The sequence below is a fragment of the Streptacidiphilus sp. P02-A3a genome (assembly GCF_014084105.1).
Lineage (GTDB): Bacteria > Actinomycetota > Actinomycetes > Streptomycetales > Streptomycetaceae > Streptacidiphilus.
Genome location: NZ_CP048289.1, coordinates 4072969 through 4095097, shown reverse-complemented (window position 1 = coordinate 4095097; position 22129 = coordinate 4072969). Strand labels below are relative to the sequence as shown.

The 22129-nt window shown below is 74.4% G+C and carries 1 protein-coding gene; it reads right to left on the bottom strand.

Features of this window, described 5'->3' with window-relative positions; all coding sequences use genetic code 11:
* Positions 1–23 precede the first annotated feature (23 nt).
* Positions 24–22118, bottom strand: a complete 22095-nt coding sequence (locus tag GXP74_RS40430; protein ID WP_225448018.1) for a type I polyketide synthase — start codon at positions 22116–22118, stop codon at positions 24–26.
* Positions 22119–22129: the final 11 nt, after the last annotated feature.

Below are 22129 nucleotides of genomic sequence, written 5' to 3'. Positions count from 1 at the left end.
AGGCTCTCAAGCCCTTAAGTTCTTTAAAGCCCAAGCTCTTGGTCGATGAAGGCGAAGATGTCGTCGTCACCGGCCGTCTCCAGCCGGTCGGCGACCGAGACCTCCTCGGCGGTGTCGACGGTGTCGGCCACGCGCAGCGCGGAGAGCAGGTCCTGCACCCGCGCCGTCACCCGGCTCCTCGCGGCGTCGTCCTGGAGGATCCGGGCCAGGGCGGATTCGATCTTCTCCAGGCCGGAGAACGCCTGGAGCACGCTGTTCTCATCGGCGGCGGATCCGCCCAGCTGCCGGGTGATGTGGGTGGTCAGCGCGTCCGGGGTGGGGTGGTCGAAGACCACGGCCGCGCCGAGCCGCAGCCCGGTCGCCGATCCGAGCCGGTTGCGCAGTTCGACCGCGGTCAGCGAGTCGAAGCCGAGTTCCCGGAAGGAGCGGCCGATCTGGACGGCGTCGGTTCCGGGCAGCCCGAGCACCAGCGCCGCCTGGGCGACCACCAGCTCCCGAACCGCCTTCTCCCGTTCGTCCGGTGCCAGCGCGGTGAGCCGCGCGACGCTGTCGTCCGCACCGCCGACGCCGGTACCGGCGGTCCGCCGCGCCGGTCCGGACGCGGCCTTGGTGACCAGTCCGGCGGCCACCGGCGGCAGTCCCACGCCGCCGTGGTCGCGCAGCGCGGCGCGGTCGATCCGGGCCGGGACCAGCAGCGCCCGGCCGGCTCCCGGGGTGTGACCGCCGGTGGTGGCCGTGCCGGTCACCAGGTCCAGCAGGGCCAGGCCGTCGGCGGCGGTCAGCGGCGCGAAGCCCTGGCGGCGCAGCCGCTGCCGGTCGGCGTCGGACAGGGTTCCGGCCATGCCGCCGGTGGTGCCGGTGACCGCCGGGTCGAGCTCCCACGGCCCCCAGGCCAGTGAGGTGGCGGCCAGCCCGGCGCGGCGGCGGGTGGCGGCGAGGGCGTCCAGCGCGGCGTTGGCCGCCGCGTAGTTGCCCTGGCCCGGGTTGCCCCAGATCCCGGCGATCGAGGAGAAGAGCGCGAACAGGTCCAGCTCCATTTCGGCGGTGAGCTGGTGCAGGTTCCAGGCGCCGTCCACCTTCGGCCGCAGCACCCGCTCGACCGCCGCCGGGGTGAGCGAGCCGATGACCGCGTCGTCCAGTACCCCGGCCGCGTGGACCACGCCGCGCAGCGGTGCCTCCTCGCCGACGGCGGCGATCACCGCGGCCAGTCCGGCCCGGTCGGCGGCGTCGGCGGCCACGGCCCGGACCTGGACGCCGGACTCGGCGAGCTCGGCCGCGAGCCGGGCCGCGCCGGGGGCGTCCGGTCCCCGGCGGGAGAGCAGCAGCAGCGATTCGGCGCTGCCGGTGGCGGCCAACCGCCTGGCCAGCAGCCCGCCGAGGGCCCCGGACGCGCCGGTCACCAGCACCGTGCCGCCCCGGGGCGCGGTCGGCACGGTGAGTACGACCTTGCCGATGTTGCGGGCCTGGCTCAGGTACCGGAAGGCCTCCGGCGCCCGGCGCACATCCCACGCCGCCACCGGCAGCGGCCGCAGCACGCCCTTCGCGAACAGGTCGGTCAGCTCCGCGAACATGCCGGCGATCAGGTCCGGATGACAGTCGAGCAGATCGAAAGCCTGGTAGGACAGCCCGTCATGATCAGCAGCCACCTGCCGCGACTCACGGATGTCGGTCTTGCCCATCTCCACGAACCGGCCACCCACCCCAGCGGCGAGCCGCAGCGAAGCGTCCACGAACTCCCCGGCCAACGAGTCGAGCACCACGTCCACCCCAGCACCACCGGTCGCGGCCCGGAACGCCTCCTCGAACTCCACCGTCCGCGAGGAGGCCACACGCGCGCCGGACAACCCGAGCCGGTGCAGCACCGGCCACTTCGCCGGGCTGGCCGTGCCGAACACGTCCGCGCCCAGGTACCGGGCCAGTTGCACAGCGGCGATACCCACACCACCGGCAGCAGCATGGATCAGCACCGACTCACCCCGCCGCAGCTCCGCCAGCACCACCAACGCATACCAGGCAGTGAGGTAGACCACCGGCGCAGCCGCAGCCTCGGCCAACGTCCATCCCGCCGGAACCAGCGCCAACAACCGCGCGTCAGTAACCGCGACCGGGCCGAAGGCACCGGAGAACAGACCCATCACCCGGTCCCCGGGCCGCAACCCGCAAACCTCGGCACCGACCTCCAACACCACCCCGGCACCTTCAAGACCCAACAAACCCGCATCCCCCGGATACATCCCCAACACATTCAACACATCACGGAAGTTCACCCCACCCGCACGCAACCCCACCCGCACCTCACCCGCGCCCAGCGGGCGGGTACCGGCGTCGACCGGGACCAGCGCCAGGTTCTCCAGGGTGCCCCGGCCGGTGCACTCCAGCCGCCAACTGTCCTGCGGCTGGGGGTCGTCCGGCAGTGCCAGGCCGGTGGTCGCCCGGGTCAGCCGGGGTACCAGCGGCTGACCGGCCCGGACCGCGACCTGTCCCTCACCGGCGGCGAGCGCCGTCATCAGGGCCGCCCGGACGTCGGTCTGCGGGTCCACGTCCACCAGCACGATCCGGTCGGGGTTCTCGGCGGCGGCGACCCGGCCCAGGCCCCAGACGCCCGACCCGGCGAGATCGACGGCCGTGGCCCCGGCGTCGACCGCCTGCCGGGTGACCAGTACCAGCCGTGAGCCCGCGAGTTCCGGCGCGGCCAGCCAGGCCCGGACCACGGCGAGCACGTCCACCGTGGTCGCCCGGACCGTCTCGGCCGGGGCGAGCGTGTGGTCGCTCTCGGCTTCGCCCGTGCGGAGGCCGCAGGGCAGGATCACCGTTCGCGCGGCCTCGCCGAGCTCCGCCACCAGGGCCTCGACATCCCGGTAGCAAGGCACTCCGGGCAGGTCCAGGGCGCTGCCGAGGACCGCCCAGCCCTCGGTGGCGGCCTCCGGCGCGAGCTGCCCGGCCGGGGCCGGGATCCAGTCCAGCTCGAACAGCGCCTCCTGCGCCAACTGGGCGCCGCCGTCGGCGGATCCGGTCGGGAGCGCGCGCAGCACCAGCGATCCGATCGAGGCGACCAGCGCGCCGCCGCCGTCGGCCAGGGTCACCGACATGCCCTCGCCGGTGGCGGCCGGGGCCAGCCGCACCCGGGCCGCGACCGCGCCGGTGGAGTACAGGTCGACGTCGCTCCAGGCGAACGGGAGCAGCGGGCCGCGCCGGTCCTCGGCCGGGTAGGCCGTCCCCATCAGGTGCAGCGCGGCGTCGAGCAGGGCCGGGTGCAGGCCGAAGCCGTCCACCGGCAGGCCGTCGCCGAGGGCGACCTCGGCGAAGACCTCGTCGCCACGGCGCCAGGCCGCGCGGACGCCCCGGAAGACCGGCCCGTAGGCCAGCCCGGTGTCGGCCAGCGCCGGGTAGAAGCCGTCCAGTTCCTCGGCGACCGCGTCCGGCGGCGGCCAGGCGGCCAGGTCGGCGGTCTCTGCCAGGGGCTGCTCCGGACCGGCGCTGAGGACGCCCGCAGCGTGCGGGGTCCAGGCCCCGGGGTCGTCCTCGCGGCGGGAGTGGATGGTGACGTCCCGGTCGCCTTCGGGTCCGGGCGCGGCCACCGCGACCTGGATCCGGACCGCGTCCTGACCGGAGAGCAGCAGCGGGGTCTGGATCACCAGTTCGCTGACCCGGGCGCATCCGGCCTGGTCACCGGCTCGGATCGCCATCTCGACCAGGGCCGCGCCGGGCACCACCACCTGTCCGGCCACCACGTGGTCGGCGAGCCACGGCTGGGCGGCCAGCGACAGCCGTCCGGTGAGCACCAGGCCGCCGCCGGTGGAGAGGTCCAGCGCGGCGCCCAGCAGCGGGTGGTCCGAGGACTCGAAGCCCCGACCGGCGGCGTCGACCAGGGTGCTGCCGGGGTTGAGCCAGTAGCTCTGCCGGGTGAACGCGTAGCTCGGCAGCGGCACCCGGTCGGCCCCGCTGTCGGCGAAGACCGCGGCCCAGGCGACGGCCCCGCCGCGGGCGTGCAGCTGGCCGACGGCGGTGACCAGAGCGGCTGCCTCGCCCCGGTTGCGGCGCAGCACCGGGACCCACAACTCGGCGTCGGCCGAGGCGGGTTCCGCGTCCACGGCGTCCGGCGCGGACTGCGGGCCGAGCGCGGACAGGACGCCGTCCGGGCCGATCTCGACGAAGGTCCTCACCCCTGCCTGCCGCATCGCGGCGGCGGCGTCGGCGAACCGGACCGGCTCGCGCACCTGCCGCACCCAGTACTCCGGATCCCGCAGCTCACCGCTGACCGGCGCGCCGGTGAGGGTGGACACCAGGGGGATCCGCGGCGCGGCGTACGAGACGGACCGGGCCACCGCCGCGAAGTCGGCCAGCATCGGTTCCATCAGCGCCGAGTGGAAGGCGTGCGACACCCGCAGCCGCCGTACCCGCAGGCCCTCGGCCGACAGTTGCTCGGCGAGCGCGTCGACGGCGGCCTCCGGGCCGGACACGACGACCGCCTCCGGGCCGTTGACGGCGGCGATCCCGACCCCCGGGTACTGGGCGAGGGCGGTCAGCACCTCGTCCTCGGCGGCGGAGACCGCGAGCATCGCGCCGCCGGTCGGCAGCGCCTGCATCAACCGGCCCCGAGCCGCGACCACCGCGCAGGCGTCGGCCAGCGACCAGACCCCGGCCACGTGCGCGGCGGCCAACTCGCCGATGGAGTGCCCGGCCAACACCGCCGGAGCAACCCCCCACGACTCCAGCAGCCGGAACAGCGCCACCTCGACCGCGAACAACCCCGCCTGCGCCCACACCGTGTCATCCACGGACCCGGCGGTGCCCTGGACCACGGCACTCACCGACCCGTCCAGGTGCTCCTCCAACCCGGCACAGACCGCATCGAACACCTCCGCGAACAGCGGATAGGCGGCGTACAACTCCCGCCCCATGCCCACTCGCTGCGCGCCCTGGCCGGTGAACACGAAGCCGAGCTTGCCGAGCGCACCGCTGGTCCCGGTGACCGCGCCCGGCGGCAGTGGCAGCGGTGTCGTCGTCTCGTCCGCGAGCGACTCGGCCAGGCCGGTGAGTGCGGTTCGGAGCTCGTCCGTGCTGCCGCCGACGACGACGGCCCGGTGCGACAGTCCGGACCGGGTGGTCGCCAGCGACCACCCGACGTCGGCCGGATCGAGCGCGTCGGCGGTGTCCGGGCCTGCGGTGTCCGGGCCTGCGGTGTCCGGGTGCGAGACGAACGCGGCCAGCCGGGCGGCCTGGGCGGCCAGTCCGGCCCGGCTGCGCGCGGAGACCAGCCAGGGCACCACCGGCAGCGGCCGAGTCGCCGCCCGCTCGGGGACCGGCTGCTCCGGCGCCTGCTCCAGGATCACGTGGGCGTTGGTCCCGGAGAAGCCGAAGGAGGACACCCCGGCCCGGCGCGGGCGGCCGGTCTCCGGCCAGGCCGTCGGCTCGGTGACCAGTCGCACCGCGCCGGTCGACCAGTCCACGTGCGAGGAGGGCGCGTCCACGTGCAGCGTGGCCGGGACCACACCGTGCGCCATCGCCTGCACCATCTTGATGATCCCGGCCACCCCGGCCGCCGCCTGGGTGTGACCGATGTTCGACTTCACCGAACCCAGCAGCACCGGACGCCCGGCCTCGCGGTCCTGGCCGTAGGTGGCGAGCAGCGCCTGCGCCTCGATCGGGTCGCCGAGCCGGGTGCCGGTGCCGTGGCCCTCGACCACGTCCACGTCGCCCGGCCGCAGTCCGGCGCCGGCCAGCGCCGACCGGATCACCCGCTGCTGCGCGGGACCGTTCGGGGCGGTCAGGCCGTTGGACGCGCCGTCCTGGTTCATCGCGCTGCCGCGCAGCACCGCCAGTACCCGGTGCCCGTTGCGGCGCGCGTCGGACAGCTTCTCCAGCACCAGGACGCCGACGCCCTCGCCCCAGCCGGTACCGTCCGCCGCCTCCGCGTACGCCTTGCAGCGGCCGTCGGCGGCCAGGCCGCGCTGCCGGGAGAACTCCACGAAGGTGCCCGGGGTCGCCATCACCGTCACACCGCTGGCCAGCGCCAGCGTGCACTCGCCGGAGCGCAGCGCCTGCGCCGCCAGGTGCACCGCCACCAGTGAGGAGGAGCAGGCGGTGTCGACGGTGACCGCCGGGCCCTCCAGGCCCAGTGCGTAGGCCACCCGGCCGGAGGCCACGCCACCGGAGGTACCGGTGCTGACGTACCCCTCGACCTCGCCCGGCGTCCCGCCGCCGATCCCGTAGTCGTGGTAGATCAGCCCGGCGAACACGCCGGTGTCGCTGCCGTGCAGCGAGGCCGGGTCGATCCCGGCGTCCTCCAGTGCCTCCCAGGAGGTCTCCAGCAGCAGCCGCTGCTGCGGGTCCATCGCCAGCGCCTCACGCGGCGAGATCCCGAAGAACTGCGCGTCGAACTCGCCCGCGCCGTACAGGAAGGCGCCCTCGGAGGCGTAGCTCTTGCCGGTGGCGGCCGGGTCCCGGTCGACCACGCTGCTCCACTGCGGGCCCCGGTCCTGCGGGAAGCCGGACACCGTGTCGGTGCCGTCGACCAGCAGCTGCCAGAACTCGGCGGCGGAGCCGACACCGCCGGGGAACCGGCAGCCCATGCCCACGATCACCAACTCGTCCTCGCCGGAAACGGAAGCGGAGGCGGCGGCGGGCGGCGCCCCGACCACGGCCGAGGGGTCGGCCTGCGGCGCGCCGACCAGTTCGGTCCGCAGCTGCCCGGCCAGGTCGGTCGGCGTCGGGTAGTCGAAGACCAGCGTGGCGGGCAGCCGCAGGCCGGTGACGCTGTTGAGGCGGTTGCGCAGCTCCAGCGCGGTCAGCGAGTCCACGCCCAGGTCCTTGAAGGTGTCCCTGGTGTTGATCGCCTCGGTTCCGGGCAGTCCCAGCACCAGTACCGCCTGCGCGTGCACCAGGTCCAGCAGCGCCGCCTCCTGCTCGGCCGCCGACAGCGCCGACAGCTGACCGGCGAGCGCGTTGCCGCTGCTCCCGCTGCTCGCGGTGCTCGCGGTGCCGACCGCACCGGCCTTGCGCCGGGTGCCGCGGCGCACCAGCGCCGACAGCAGCGGAGCGGTCTCACCGCTCGCCGCCAGGGCCGTCGGGTCGAGCCGGACCGGGACCAGTGTCGCCTTGCCGGTCGCGGCGGCGGCGTCCAGCAGCGCCAGTCCCTCGCTCTCGGTCAGCGGCAGCGTCCCGGAGCGGCTGAGCCGTTCCCAGTCGGCCTGGTTCAGCGCCGCCGTCATCCCCGCGCGCTGCTGCCAGGGGCCCCAGGCCAGCGCGACCGCGGGCAGCCCCTGGGCCCGGCGGTGGGCGGCCAGCGCGTCCAGGAAGGTGTTCGCCGCCGCGTAGTTGGCCTGCCCCGGGTTGCCCCAGATCCCGGCGATCGAGGAGAACAGCACGAACAGGTCCAGGTCCAGGTCCCGGGTCAGCTGGTGCAGCTGCCAGGCGCCGTCGACCTTGGGCCGCAGCACCGCGCCGACCCGCTCCGGGGTCAGCGAGCCGACCACGCCGTCGTCCAGCAGCCCGGCCGCGTGCACCACCCCGCGCAGCGGGGCCGTGACCGGCAGCCCGGCCAGTATCCCGGCCAGCTGCTCCCGGTCGGCCACGTCGGCGGCGCTGACCCGGACGGCGACGCCGCGCCCGGCCAAGTCGGCGGCCAGCGCGGCCGCGCCGGGGGCCTGCGGTCCGCGCCGGGAGAGCAGCGCCAGCGAGCGTACGCCGTGCCGGTCGGCCAGGTGCCGGGCGACCAGCGCGCCCAGCGCCCCGGACGCGCCGGTGACCAGCACCGTGCCGGCCGGTTCGGCGGGCGCGGGGATGGTCAGCACCACCTTGCCGATGTGGCGGGCCTGGCTCAGGTAGCGGAACGCCTCAGGCGCCCGGCGGACGTCCCAGGCCGCCACCGGCAGCGGACGCAGCGCCTCGGCGGCGAACAGCTCGGAGAGGACCGCGAACATCTCCGCGATCCGGTCCGCGCTGGTGTCGAACAGGTCGAAGGCCTGGTAGCCGAGGCCGTCGTGGTCGGCGGCGACCTGCCGCGGCTCGCGGATGTCGGTCTTGCCCATTTCCACGAACCGGCCGCCGGGACCGGCCGCCAGCCGCAGCGAGGCGTCCACGAACTCCCCGGCCAGCGAGTCGAGCACCACGTCCACTCCGGCGCCGCCGGTCGCGGCCCGGAAACCCTGCTCGAAGTCCAGCGTCCGGGACGAGGCCAGGTGCGTGTCCGGCAGGCCGAGCTCCCGCAGCACCCGCCACTTGGACGGGCTGGCGGTGCCGAACACCTCGGCGCCCAGGTGCCGGGCCAGTTGCACGGCGGCCATGCCGACACCACCGGCGGCGGCGTGGACCAGGATGCTCTCGCCCCCGGCCAGCCCGGCCAGGTCCACCAGGGCGTAGTAGGCGGTCAGGAAGACCACCGGGGACGCTGCCGCCTCGGTCAGCGTCCAGCCTGACGGGACCGGGGCCAGCAGCCGCGCGTCAGTGACCGCCGTCGGCCCGAAGGCGGCGGTGAACAGGCCCATCACCCGGTCGCCCGGCTTCAGCCCGGTCACCCCGGGGCCGGTCTCCAGCACGGTACCGGCGCCCTCCAGGCCCAGCTGCCCGGCGTCGCCCGGGTACATGCCGAGGACGTTCAGCACGTCCCGGAAGTTCACCCCGGCCGCCCGCAGCCCCACCCGTACCTCGCCGGGTGCGAGCGGCGCCCGGCGGTCCCCGGCCGGGGTGAGCACCAGGTTCTCCAGGGTGCCGCGCTCGGTGAAGTCGAGCCGCCAGTCCCCGGTCCGCGCGGGCACCGGCAGCGCGGCGGCCGGGCGGCCCAGCCTGGGCAGCCGCAGCTCGCCCTGCCGGACGGCGAACTCCGGCTCGCCCAGGCCCATTCCGGCGGCCAGCAGGGCGGGGGCGCCGATCGGCTCGTCGATGTCGGCCAGCACGAAACGGCCAGGGTTCTCCGCCGTGGCCACCCGCAGCAGCCCCTGCACCGTCGCCGAGGCCGGGTCCGGCACCGCGCCGGGACCGGCGTCCACCGCCCGCCGGGTGACCACCAGCAGCCGGGCCTCGGCCAGGTCGTCGGCGGCCAGCCAGTCCTGCACCGAGCCGAGCACGGCCGTGGCCAGCGCGCGGGCCGCGTCGGCCGGGTCCTGCTCCGCCCCGGACGCCACCGGCAGCAGCACCACCTCGGGCGCCGCCGCCCCGGCCGCGACCGCCGCCCGCAGCCCGGCCAGGTCGGCGTAGCGGGCCGCACCGGGCAGGTCCAGGTCCAGCTTCGGCGCGGTACCCAGCACCGCCCAACGGGCCGGCGTTTCGGGCTCGTTGACGTCGTCGAGGCGGACCGGGAGCCAGCCGACCTCGAACAGCGCCTCCGTGTCGAACGCCGGATCACCGTCGAACCCGGCGGCCGGAAGCGCCCGCAGCACCAGCGAGCCCACGGACGCCACCGGCGCGCCGGACGCATCGGCCAGGGTGACCGACAGTCCGTCACCCGCCTCGGCGGGGGCCAGCCGGACCCGGACGGTGTCGGCGTGGGTGGCGTGGACGACGACGTCGGTCCAGGCGAACGGGACCAGCGGACCGCTGCCGGTCGCCGCCGCGTCCGACGGCAGGCCGACCAGGTGCAGGCAGGCGTCCAGCAGCGCCGGGTGGATGCCGAACCCGGCGACGGCCGTGCCCTCGCCGAGCGCCACCTCGGCGAAGACCTCGTCGCCGCGCCTCCAGCCCCGGCGTACCGCGCGGAACGTCGGACCGTAGCCGAGACCGGCCTCGGCCAGCGCCGGGTAAAATCCGTCGAGTTGCTGCTCGACCGCCCCGGCCGGGGGCCACTCGCTCGGCACGGCGTTGTCCGCCGTCCGCTCCCCGGCTACGGCGGCGCCAGCGGCAGCGGCCAGGACGCCGGTGGCGTGCCGGGTCCACCGGACCGGACCGTTGAGCGTGGTCGAAGCCTCCGGCTGGGAGTAGATGCTGACGGCGCTGCGCCCGGCCTCGTCGGCCGCCTCGACGGTGACCTGGATCCTGGTCCCGCCGTCGGCGGGCAGCAGCAGCGGCGCCTCGATCACCAGCTCGGCGAGCCGGGTCTGCCCGGTCTCGTCCCCGGCCCGGATCGCCATCTCGACCAGGGCGGTGCCGGGGACGACGACCCGTCCGGCCACCACGTGCTCGCCCAGCCACGGCGTGGACCGCAGTGACAGCCGACCGGTGAGCATCAGGCCACCGGCAGCCATGGTCGTACTCGCTCCGAGCAGCGGGTGCGCGGCCCTGGACTGGCCGAGACCAGCCGGGTCGAGCCCGCCGACGGCGGCGTCCAGCCAGTAGCGCTGGCGGGTGAAGGCGTACGTGGGCAGCTCCACCCGCCGCGCACCCGTCCCCGCGAAGAACCGCGACCAATCCACCTCACCACCACGCGCACCCAACTCACCCACCGCCGCAACCAACGACCCCACCTCATCACGACCCCGCCGCAACAACGGCAACCACACCTCACCCTCACCAGCACCCACCGAACCCAACCCCGACAACACCCCATCCGGACCCAACTCCACAAACGTACGCACACCACCCCCACGCAACACCCCCACCGCATCACCAAACCGCACCGCCTCACGCACCTGCCGCACCCAATACCCCGGATCCAACAACTCATCAACCACCAACCCACCCGTCAACGTCGACACCAACGGAATCACCGGCCGACCAAACGACACCGACCCCAACACCCCCGCAAACTCCGCCAACATCGGCTCCATCAACACCGAATGAAACGCATGCGACACCCGCAACCGCCGCACCCGCACCCCACGCCCCACAAACACCGCCTCCACACCCGCAACCCCCAACTCCACCCCCGACACCACCACCGCATCCACACCATTCACCGCCGCCACACCCACACCCTCAAACCCCGCCACCACCTCACGCACCACACCCTCACCCGCCCCCACCGACAACATCGCCCCACCCAACGGCAACCCCTGCATCAACCGCCCACGCGCCGCCACCACCGCACACGCATCCGAAAGCGACCACACCCCCGCCACAAACGCAGCCGCCAACTCACCAATCGAATGACCAGCCACCACCCCCGGAACCACACCCCACGACTCCAACAACCGAAACAACGCCACCTCCACCGCAAACAACCCCGCCTGCGCCCACACCGTGTCATCCAAACCAACACCACCATCCACCACCGCACTCACCGAACCACCAAGATGCTCCTCCAACCCCGCACACACCGCATCAAACGCCTCCGCGAACACCGGATACGCCGCATACAACCCCCGCCCCATCCCCACCCGCTGCGCACCCTGACCAGCAAACACAAACCCAACCCGACCAACCGAACCAACCACCGAACCACTCACCACCTCCCCAAGCTGGGACAGCAGTTCATCCCGACCGGCACCCACCAACACCGCCCGCTCCGACAGCGCCGACCGCGCCGTGACCAGCGACCAACCCACATCCACCGGACCCAACTCGGGCCGCGCCAACAAGAACTCACGCAACCGACCCGCCTGCGCCACCAACCCCGAACCATCCCGCGCCGACAACAACCACGGCACCACCGGCGACTCCACACCCCCACCCACACCCACAACCGCAGAAACCTCCACCGGCGCCTGCTCCAAAATCACATGGGCATTGGTACCGGAGAAACCGAAGGAGGAGACCCCGGCCCGGCGCGGACGGCCGGTCTCCGGCCAGGGCGTCGACTCGGTCACCAGTCGGACCGCGCCTGCCTCCCAGTCCACCTGGGACGACGGGGCGTCCACGTGCAGCGTGGCCGGGACCACGCCGTGCGCCATCGCCTGCACCATCTTGATGATCCCGGCCACCCCGGCCGCCGCCTGGGTGTGGCCGATGTTCGACTTCACCGAACCCAGCAGCACCGGGCGATCGGTCTCCCGGCCCTGACCGTAGGTCGCGATCAGCGCCTCGGCCTCGATCGGGTCACCCAGTCGGGTGCCGGTGCCGTGGCCCTCGACCACGTCCACGTCGGTCGGGCGCAGTCCGGCACCGGCCAGCGCGGTGCGGATCACCCGCTGCTGGGAGGGGCCGTTCGGGGCGGTCAGGCCGTTGGACGCGCCGTCCTGGTTCACCGCTGTCCCGGCCACCACGGCAAGCACCCGGTGCCCGTTGCGACGGGCGTCCGAGAGCCGCTCGACGACCAGGACGCCGACGCCCTCGCCCCAGCCGGTGCCGTCGGCGGACTGCGCGTACGCCTTGCACCGGCCGTCGGCGGACAGACCGCGCTGCCGGGCGAACTCCTGGAAGGTGCTGGGGGTCGCCATCACCGTGACGCCCCCGGCCAGGGCCAGGCTGCACTCCCCCGACCGCAGCGCCTGCGCGGCCAGGTGCAGCGCCACCAGCGACGAGGAGCAGGCCGTGTCCACGGTCACGGCGGGGCCTTCCAGGCCCAGCGCGTACGCCACCCGTCCGGAGGCGACGCCGCCGGAGCCGCCGGTGCTCAGGTACCCCTGGACCTCGTCCGGCAGTGCCGCGCCGGTGCCGTAGTCGTGGTAGATCAGCCCGGCGAACACGCCGGTCGAGCTGCCGTTCAGGGTGCCGGGGTCGATCCCGGCGTCCTCCAGTGCCTCCCAGGACGCCTCCAGCAGCAGCCGCTGCTGCGGGTCCATGGCCAGTGCCTCACGCGGCGAGATCCCGAAGAACTGCGCGTCGAAGTCCCCGGCGTCGTAGAGGAAGGCGCCCATCTGCGCGTGCTGGTCGCCGTGCGGCTCCTGGTCGAAGACGCCCTCCCAGAGCGGACCTCGGTCCTGCGGGAACTGCCCGACCGCGTCGGTGCCGGAGGCGACCAGGTCCCAGAACTCCCCGGCGGAGTTGATCCCGCCCGGGAACCGGCAGCCGATGCCGACGATCACCAGTTGGTCGTCGTCGGTCAGCCCGGCCCGGGGGTGGACCGTCGCCGCGCCGGGAGCGGCGGCGGTTCCCAGCAGGGTCGTGCCCAGGAAGGCGGCGAGCAGGGTCGGGGTCGGGTAGTCGAAGACGACGCCGGCCGGCAGCCGCAGTGCGGTGACCGTGTGCAGCCGGTTGCGCAGTTCGACCGCCGTCAGCGAGTCGATGCCGAGGTCGCGGAAGGTGCGGGTGGCCACCACCGCTTCCGGCCCGGCCATGCCCAGGACCAGCGCGGTCTGGGCCCGGACCAGGTCGCGGACGGCCTCGTCGCGGTCGGCCTCGGGCAGCGCGGCCAGCCGTTCGGCGAAGCCGCCCCGGCCCTCCGCCCGAGCGGAGCCGACGGCGCGGCGGGCGCGTCCGGCGGCGGCCGGGGCGGTCAGGCCGGACAGCAGCGCGGGGTGCCCGGCGCCGGAGCGCAGGTCGAGCCGGGCCGGGACGAGCAGCGCCTGGCCGAGGGTGGCGACGGCGTCCAGCAGGGCCAGGCCGTCGGCGCCGGTGTGCGGGGCCAGGCCCTGCCGGGCCATCCGCTGCCAGTCGGCCTCGGCCATGGTCGCCGCCATGCCGCCGGTGGCGGCCTCGCCGAGCTGCCACGGGCCCCACGCCAGTGAGGTACCGGGCAGACCGGCCCGGCGCCGGTACCCCGCCAGGGCGTCCAGGAAGGTGTTCGCGGCGGCGTACCCGGCCTGGCCGGGGTTGCCCCACAGCCCGGACACCGAGGAGAAGAGCAGGAACCGGTCCAGGTCGAGGTGGCGGGTGAGCCGGTGCAGGTTCCAGGCACCGTCGACCTTGGGCCGCATCACCGCGTCGATCCGGGCCGGGGTCAGCGCCTGGATGACGCCGTCGTCCAGGACCCCGGCGGCGTGCACGACCGCGCGCAGCGGCGCCTCGGCGGGCACGGCCGCGAGCACGGCGGCGAGTCCGTCGTGGTCGGCCGCGTCGGCGGCGACCAGGCGCACCCCCGCGCCGAGACCGGCCAGCACGGCGGCGAGCGCGCCCATCCCCGGAGCCGCCGGTCCACGCCGGGACAGCAGCAGCAACTCGCCTTCTTCTGCTGCGAGATGACGGGCAATCAGTCCGCCCAGGGCTCCGGAGGCCCCGGTCACCAGCGTGGTCCCCCGGGATTCGGCGGCGGCGAGAGCCGGGGCGGGCATGGTCAGCACGACCTTGCCGATGTTGCGGGCCTGGCTCAGGTAGCGGAACGCCTCAGGGGCCCGGCGGACGTCCCAGCAGGACACCGGCAGCGGCGCCAGTACCCCGGTGGCGAACAGCCCGGACAGCGCGGCGAACATCTCCGCGATCTGCTCCGGGTCGAGTTCCAGCAGGTCGAACGCCTGGTAGGCCAGCCCCTGGTGGTCGCGGGCGACCTGCTCGGCGTCCCGGATATCGGTCTTGCCGATCTCGATGAACCGGCCACCGGCACCGGCGGCCAGGCGCAGCGACGCGTCCACGAACTCGCCCGCCAGCGAGTCCAGCACCACGTCGATGCCGGACGCGAAGGACGCTTCGAACTCGGTCGTGCGCGAGGAGGCCAGATGCGCGTCGTCCAGTCCGGCCGCACGCAGCAGCGGCCACTTCGCCGGGCTGGCGGTGCCGAACACCTCGGCGCCCAGGTACCGGGCCAGTTGTACGGCGGCCGAGCCGACTCCACCGGCGGCGGCGTGGATCAGTACCGACTCACCGGCCCGCAGCCCGGCCAGGCCCACCAGGGCGTGCCACGCGGTGAGGTAGACCACCGGGGCGGCGGCGGCCTCGGCCGGCGTCCATCCGGCCGGTACCGGTGCCAGCAGCCGCGCGTCAGTGACCGCGACCGGGCCGAAGGCACCGGAGAACAGGCCCATCACCAGCTCGCCGGGGCGCAGCCCGGTGACCTCCGGGCCGGTCTCCAGCACCACGCCCGCGCCCTCCAGGCCGAGCAGGCCGGGGTCACCGGGGTACATGCCGAGGACGTTCAGCACGTCCCGGAAGTTCACTCCGGCCGCGCGCAGGCCGACCCTGACCTCGTTGGCCGCCAGCGGTCGGCGGCCGGATCCGGTGGCCGCCAGCACGACGTTCTCCAGGGTGCCGCGCTCGGTCCACTCCAGCCGCCAGCTGTCCTGCGGCGTCAGGCCGTCCGGGATGGTCAGGCCGGAGCCGGTCCGGGTCAGTCGCGGTACCAGCAACTGCCCGGCTCGCAGCGCGAGTTGCGGCTCGCCGCAGGCCACGGCGCCGGTCAGGGTGTCCGCGTCGGCGGACTCGTCGAGGTCGATCAGGACGAGGCGGTCCGGCTGCTCGGACTGGGCCACGCGGACCAGTCCCCACACCCCGGCGGCGGTGACGTCGACGTCCACGGCCCCGGCATCCACCGCCCGCTCGGTCGCCACCAGCAGCCGGGACCCGGTCAACTCCTCGGCCAGCAGGAACTCCTGGACCACCGGCAGGGCGTCCAGGGTGGTCCCCCGGACGCCCGCGGCCAGGTCGGACGGGTCGGCGTCGTACCGGGGCCGGAAGAGGACAGCGTCGGGGACCGGAGCCCCTGCGGCGACGGCCGCGACCAGGGCCGCCACGTCGGCGTAGCCGGTCGCCCCGGTCGGGGCGGCCCGGTGGTCGCCGCCGAGCACAGCCCAGCGGCCCGGCGCGGTGGCGGCGGTGGTGGCGGCGGGTGCCGGGACCCAGTCGAGCTCGAACAGCGCCTCCGCGGCCACGGACGCGCCCGGTACCGCCGCCGGAAGCGGGCGCAGTACCAGCGATCCGGCGGTCGCGATCAGGCCGCCGCTCTCGTCGGCCAGCAGCAGCGACATCCCCTCGCCGCTGGCGGCGGGGGCGATCCGGACCCGGGCCGTGGAGGCACCGGTGGCGTGGACCACCACGTCGGTCCAGGCGAACGGCAGCAGCGGCCCGGGGGCGCCGTCACCGGTGGGGGCGGCGAGCAGCTGCAACGCGGCGTCGAGCAGGGCCGGGTGCAGGCCGAAGCCCGCGACCTCGGTGCCCTCGCCGAGCCCGACCTCGACCAGGATCTCCTCGCCGCGCCGCCAGGCCCGGCGCACCCCCTGGAACGCCGGTCCGTACGGCAGTCCGGTCCGGGCCAACGCCGGGTAGAGGTCGGTCAGTTCCTCGGTGACCGCCCCGGAAGGCGGCCAGGCCAGCAGCGCCGCGGCGGCGTCGACCTCGGTCGGCGCGGGGGCCTCGGCCGGGGCCAGTACGCCGGTGGCGTGGCTGGTCCACGGTCCTGTGCCGTCCTCGGGCCGGGAGTGGACGGCCAACTCCCGGTCCCCCTGCGGGTCGGGTTCGCCGACCGTGAACCGGACCTGGATCCCACCGCGTGCCGGAAGCACCATCGGCACCTGGATGACCAGCTCGGCCAAGCGGGCGGAGCCGGTCTCGTCCCCGGCCCGGATAGCCATCTCGACCAGGGCGGCCCCGGGGACGACGATCTGCCCGGCGACGACGTGGTCGGCGAGCCACGGCTGGGCGGCCAGCGACAGCCGTCCGGTGAGCACCAGGCCGCCGCTCGCGGGCAGTTCGACCACGGTGCCGAGCAGCGGATGCCCGGACGCGGTCAGCCCGATGTCCCGGGGCTGCCCGCCGACGGCGGCGTCCAGCCAGTAGCGCTGGCGGGTGAAGGCGTACGTGGGCAGGTCCACCCGCCGCGCACCGGTCCCCGCGAAGAACCGCGACCAATCCACCTCACCACCACGCGCACCCAACTCACCCACCGCCGCAACCAACGACCCCACCTCATCACGACCCCGCCGCAACAACGGCAACCACACCTCACCCTCACCAGCACCCACCGAACCCAACCCCGACAACACCCCATCCGGACCCAACTCCACAAACGTACGCACACCACCCCCACGCAACACCCCCACCGCATCACCAAACCGCACCGCCTCACGCACCTGCCGCACCCAATACCCCGGATCCAACAACTCATCAACCACCAACCCACCCGTCAACGTCGACACCAACGGAATCACCGGCCGACCAAACGACACCGACCCCAACACCCCCGCAAACTCCGCCAACATCGGCTCCATCAACACCGAATGAAACGCATGCGACACCCGCAACCGCCGCACCCGCACCCCACGCCCCACAAACACCGCCTCCACACCCGCAACCCCCAACTCCACCCCCGACACCACCACCGCATCCACACCATTCACCGCCGCCACACCCACACCCTCAAACCCCGCCACCACCTCACGCACCACACCCTCACCCGCCCCCACCGACAACATCGCCCCACCCAACGGCAACCCCTGCATCAACCGCCCACGCGCCGCCACCACCGCACACGCATCCGAAAGCGACCACACCCCCGCCACAAACGCAGCCGCCAACTCACCAATCGAATGACCAGCCACCACCCCCGGAACCACACCCCACGACTCCAACAACCGAAACAACGCCACCTCCACCGCAAACAACCCCGCCTGCGCCCACACCGTGTCATCCAAACCAACACCACCATCCACCACCGCACTCACCGAACCACCAAGATGCTCCTCCAACCCCGCACACACCGCATCAAACGCCTCCGCGAACACCGGATACGCCGCATACAACCCCCGCCCCATCCCCACCCGCTGCGCACCCTGACCAGCAAACACAAACCCAACCCGACCAACCGAACCAACCACCGAGGCCCCCGACAACTCCCCAAGCTGAGAAAGGAGTTCATCCCGACCGGCACCCACCAGCACCGCCCGCTCGGGCAGGACGGTACGGGTCGTGGCGAGCGACCAACCCACATCCACCGGACCCAACTCGGGCCGCGCCAACAAGAACTCACGCAACCGACCCGCCTGCGCCACCAACCCCGAACCATCCCGCGCCGACAACAACCACGGCACCACCGGCGACTCCACACCCCCACCCACAACCGCAGAAACCTCCACCGGCGCCTGCTCCAGAATCACATGGGCATTGGTACCGGAGATCCCGAACGCGGAGACCCCGGCCCGGCGCGGACGGCCGGTCTCCGGCCAGGGCGTCGACTCGGTCAGGAGACGGACCGCGCCGGAGGACCAGTCCACGTGCGGGGAGGGCGCGTCGGCGTGCAGGGTGCGCGGGAGCTGGGCGTGTTGCAGTGCCAGCACCATCTTGATGATCCCGGCGGCTCCGGCCGCCCACTGGGTGTGCCCGATGTTGGACTTCACCGTGCCGAGCCACAACGGCCGCTCGGTGTCGCGCTGTTGTCCGTAGGTGGCGAGCAGGGCCTGGGCCTCGATCGGGTCACCGAGCATGGTTCCGGTGCCGTGGGCCTCGACCGCGTCCACGTCGGCGGCGTCGAGCCGGGCGCTGGCCAGGGCGGCCCGGATGACGCGCTGCTGGGAGGGGCCGTTCGGGGCGGTCAGGCCGTTGGACGCGCCGTCCTGGTTCACCGCTGTCCCGGCCACCACGGCAAGCACCCGGTGCCCGTTGCGACGGGCGTCCGAGAGCCGCTCCAGCAGGACCACGCCCGCGCCCTCGGCCATGCCCATGCCGTCGGCGTCGGCGGAGAAGGCCTTGCAGCGGCCGTCCGAGGCCAGCCCCTGCTGCCGGGTGAACCAGGTCAGCCAGGAGGTGGTGGCGTGCACGGTGACGCCACCGGCGAGCGCCAGTGTGCACTCCCCGCCGCGCAGGGACTGCGCGGCCAGGTGCAGCGCCACCAGGGAGGAGGAGCAGGCGGTGTCGACGGTGACCGCCGGGCCTTCGAGGCCGAAGGTGTAGGCGACCCGGCCGGAGAGCACGCTGGTGGCGCGCCCGGTCTGCAGGTGCCCCTCCAGTTCCCGGGGTCCGCCGTCGCCGTAGCCGGAGGCGGCGGCGCCGATGAAGACGCCGGTCGCCGAGCCGCGCAGCCGCTCGACGTCGATCCCGGCGCGTTCCAGCACCTCCCACGAGGTTTCCAGCAGCAGCCGCTGCTGCGGGTCCATCGCCAGCGCCTCACGCGGCGAGATCCCGAAGAACGCCGGGTCGAAGTCGGCGGCGTGGGAGAGGTATCCGCCGCGCAGTGCGGCGGTGGCGTCGTCGCCGAGGTCCCAGCCACGGTCGGTCGGGACGTCCCCGATCGCGTCCCCACCGGCGGCCAGCAGCTCCCACAGGCTCTCCGGGTCGTCCACGCCGCCGGGGAGGCGGCAGCTCATGGCGACGATCGCGATCGGTTCGTCGGCGGGCGCGGCGGTGACCGCCGGAGCGGTCGGGGCGTCGGCGGCGCCGAGCAGTTCGGCCCGGACGAAGCCGGTGAGCGCGGCCGGAGTCGGGTAGTCGAAGATCAGTGTGGTCGGCAGCCGCAGCCCGGTCGCGGTGTTCAGCCGGGTGCGCAGTTCCACCCCGGCCAGCGAGTCGAAGCCGGTCTCCTTGAAGGTGCGGCCCGGCTGCACGGCCTCGGGCGTGGGCTCGCCGAGGACGGCGGCGGCGTGCGCCTGGATCAGCTCCAGCAGCAGCTGGACCTGCTCCGCGGCCGGTCGGCCGGCGATCCGCTCGCGCAGGCCGCCCGCACCGACGGCAGCGGTACTGGACGCCTGTGCCAGCGGTCCGGCGGCGGCGACCGGGCCGCTGCCGGAGTCGAGCCAGAAGCGCTGGTGCTCGAAGGCGTAAGTGGGCAGGTCGACACGGCGGGCGGCAGGCAGCACCGCCGCCCAGTCCACCGGTACTCCCTGGACGTGGACCTCGGCCAGCGCGGTGAGGATCCGGTCCTGGCCGCCCGCGTCCCGGCGGAGCGTTCCGGTGACCACCGGGGCCGAGCGCAGCAGCGCGCTGCCGGTGTCAGCGGCAGCGCCGGTGTCGGCCTCGGCCTGGCGCCGGGTGTGCTCCAGCGTGGCGTTGATGGCGCCGGTCAGCACCGGATGCGGGGAGACCTCGACGAAGACGTCGTACCCGGCCCGGTCCAGCGTGCCGACGGCCTGCGCGAACCGGACCGGCCGACGCAGGTTGGCGTGCCAGTACTCGGCGTCGACCTCGGTGCCGTCGATGAACTCGCCGGTGACCGCGGAGACCATCGCCACGGCACCGGCGGCGGGGACGATCCCGCCGAGGGCGTCGAGCAGTTGCTCGCGGACCGCGTCCATCCTCGGGCTGTGCGAGGCGTAGTCGATCGGAACGGTCCTGGTCCGGACGCCGTCGCGCTCGCAGTCGGCGGCGATCCGCTCCAGCACGGCGTGGTCGCCGCTGATGACGGTGGCCTCGGGGCTGTTGACGACACCGATCACGGCCTGGTCCGGGTACGGCTCCAGGCGGGCGGCGACGGCCTCGGACGGCTCGGCGATCGAGAGCATGCCGCCGCACCCGGCCAGGGTCCGCACCAGGCGGCTGCGCAGCGCGGTCGCCTTGGCCGCGTCCTCCAGGGTGAGGATCCCGGCGACGCAGGCCGCCGCGAGTTCGCCCTGGCTGTGGCCGACCACGGCGGTGGGGGCGACCCCGGCGGCCTGCCAGACGGCGGCCAGCGAGACCATCATCGCGAACAGGGCGGGCTGGACCACGTCGTCCCGGTCGAGGCCGGGTGCGCCGTCGGCGCCGGTGAGCACCTCGTGCAGGTTCCAGTCCAGGTACGGCGCCAGCGCCTGCTCGCACTCGGCCAGCCGGGCAGCGAACACCGGTGACGTCTCGGCCAGTTCGCGGCCCATGGCCAGCCACTGGGTGCCCTGGCCGGGGAAGACGAACACGACCTTGCGGCCGGGCGCGGCGGCGGGTTCGGCGGTGCCGGTGACCACTCCGGCCGCGGGGCGGCCGGTGGCCAGCGCGTCCAGGCCCGCAGTCAGTGCGTCCGGGCCGGTGCCGACGATGACCGCGCGGTGGTCGAACGCGGTCCGGGTGGTGGCCAGCGACCAGGCGAGGTCCGCCAGGTGGGCGGCCTCGGGTGCGGCCGCGACCCGGGCGGCCAGGCGGGCGGCCTGGCCGGCCAGCGCGGTCGCGGAGCGGCCGGAGAGCAGCCAGGCGGTCGGCCCGTCCGCCGGTGCGGCGGTATCGGCGGCGGTGTCCGTGGCGGGGGCCTGTTCCAGCACCGCGTGGGCGTTGGTGCCGCTGAGTCCGAAGGACGACACCCCGGCCCGGCGGGCCCGGCCGGTCTCGGGCCACGGCTGGGCGTCGGTCAGCAGCCGCAGTCCGGAGGCGGCCCAGTCGACGTGCGGGTTGGGGTCGCCGATGTGGAGCGAGGCCGGAAGCAGGCCGTGCCGCAGCGCCATGACCGTCTTGATCACTCCGGCCACCCCGGCGGCGGCCTGGGTGTGTCCGATGTTGGACTTCACCGAGCCGATCAGCAGCGGGCGTTCGGTCGGCCGTCCGCTGCCGTAGCCGGTGGCCAGGGCGCGGGCCTCGGTGCGGTCCCCGAGCGGGGTGCCAGTGCCGTGGGCCTCCACCGCGTCGATGTCGTCGCTGGTCAGCCCGCTGTTGGCGAGCGCCTGTGCGATGACGGCGGCCTGGGCCGCGCCGTTGGGCGCGGTGAGGCCGTCGCTGGCGCCGTCGGAGTTGATCGCGGTGCCGCGCACCACGGCGAGCACCTGGTGGCCGTTGCGCAGCGCGTCGGACAGCCGTTCCAGGACGAGCAGGCCGACGCCCTCGGACCAGGCGGTGCCGTCGGCGTCGGCGGAGAACACCTTGCAGCGGCCGTCCGGGGCCAGGCCCCGCAGTCGGCTGAAGGCGACGAAGTTGCCCGGGGTGGCCATCACCGACACCCCGCCCGCCAGCGCCAGCGAGCACTCGCCGTGGCGCAGCGCCTGGGCGGCGAGGTGCAGCGCGACCAGGGAGCTGGAGGCGGAGGTGTCGACGGTCAGGGCCGGGCCGTGCAGTCCCAGGGAGTAGGCGATCCGGCCGGACATCACGCTGGTCGTGGTGCCGGTGAGCAGGTGCGCCTCGATGCCGTCCGGTGCCTGGTACAGGCGCGGGCCGTACTCGCGGGGCTCGCCGCCGACGAAGACCCCGGTGCGGCTGCCGCGCAGGCTGAGCGGGTCGAGTCCGGCCCGCTCCACCGCCTCCCAGGCGACCTCCAGCAGCTGCCGCTGCTGCGGGTCCATGGCCAGCGCCTCACGCGGCGAGATCCCGAAGAAGCCGGGGTCGAAGCCCGCGACGTCGTCCAGGAAGCCGCCCCGGTCGACGTAGCTGGTCGCCGGGTGGCCGGGGTCGTCGTCGTGCAGGGAGTCGAGGTTCCAGCCGCGGTCACCGGGGAAGGGCGACAGTACCTCGCGCCCGGTGACCGCGACCTGCCACAGGTCCTCCGGCGACCGGACTCCGCCGGGGTAGCGGCAGGCCATGCCGACGACGGCGAGTGGCAGGTGATCGGACTCGCTCATGGTGTGCTCCA

Excerpts from the sequence above, each read along its gene's own strand:
- GXP74_RS40430 (WP_225448018.1), bottom strand. The coding sequence starts at position 22,118 with ATGAGCGAGTCCGATCACCTGCCACTCGCCGTCGTCGGCATGGCCTGC.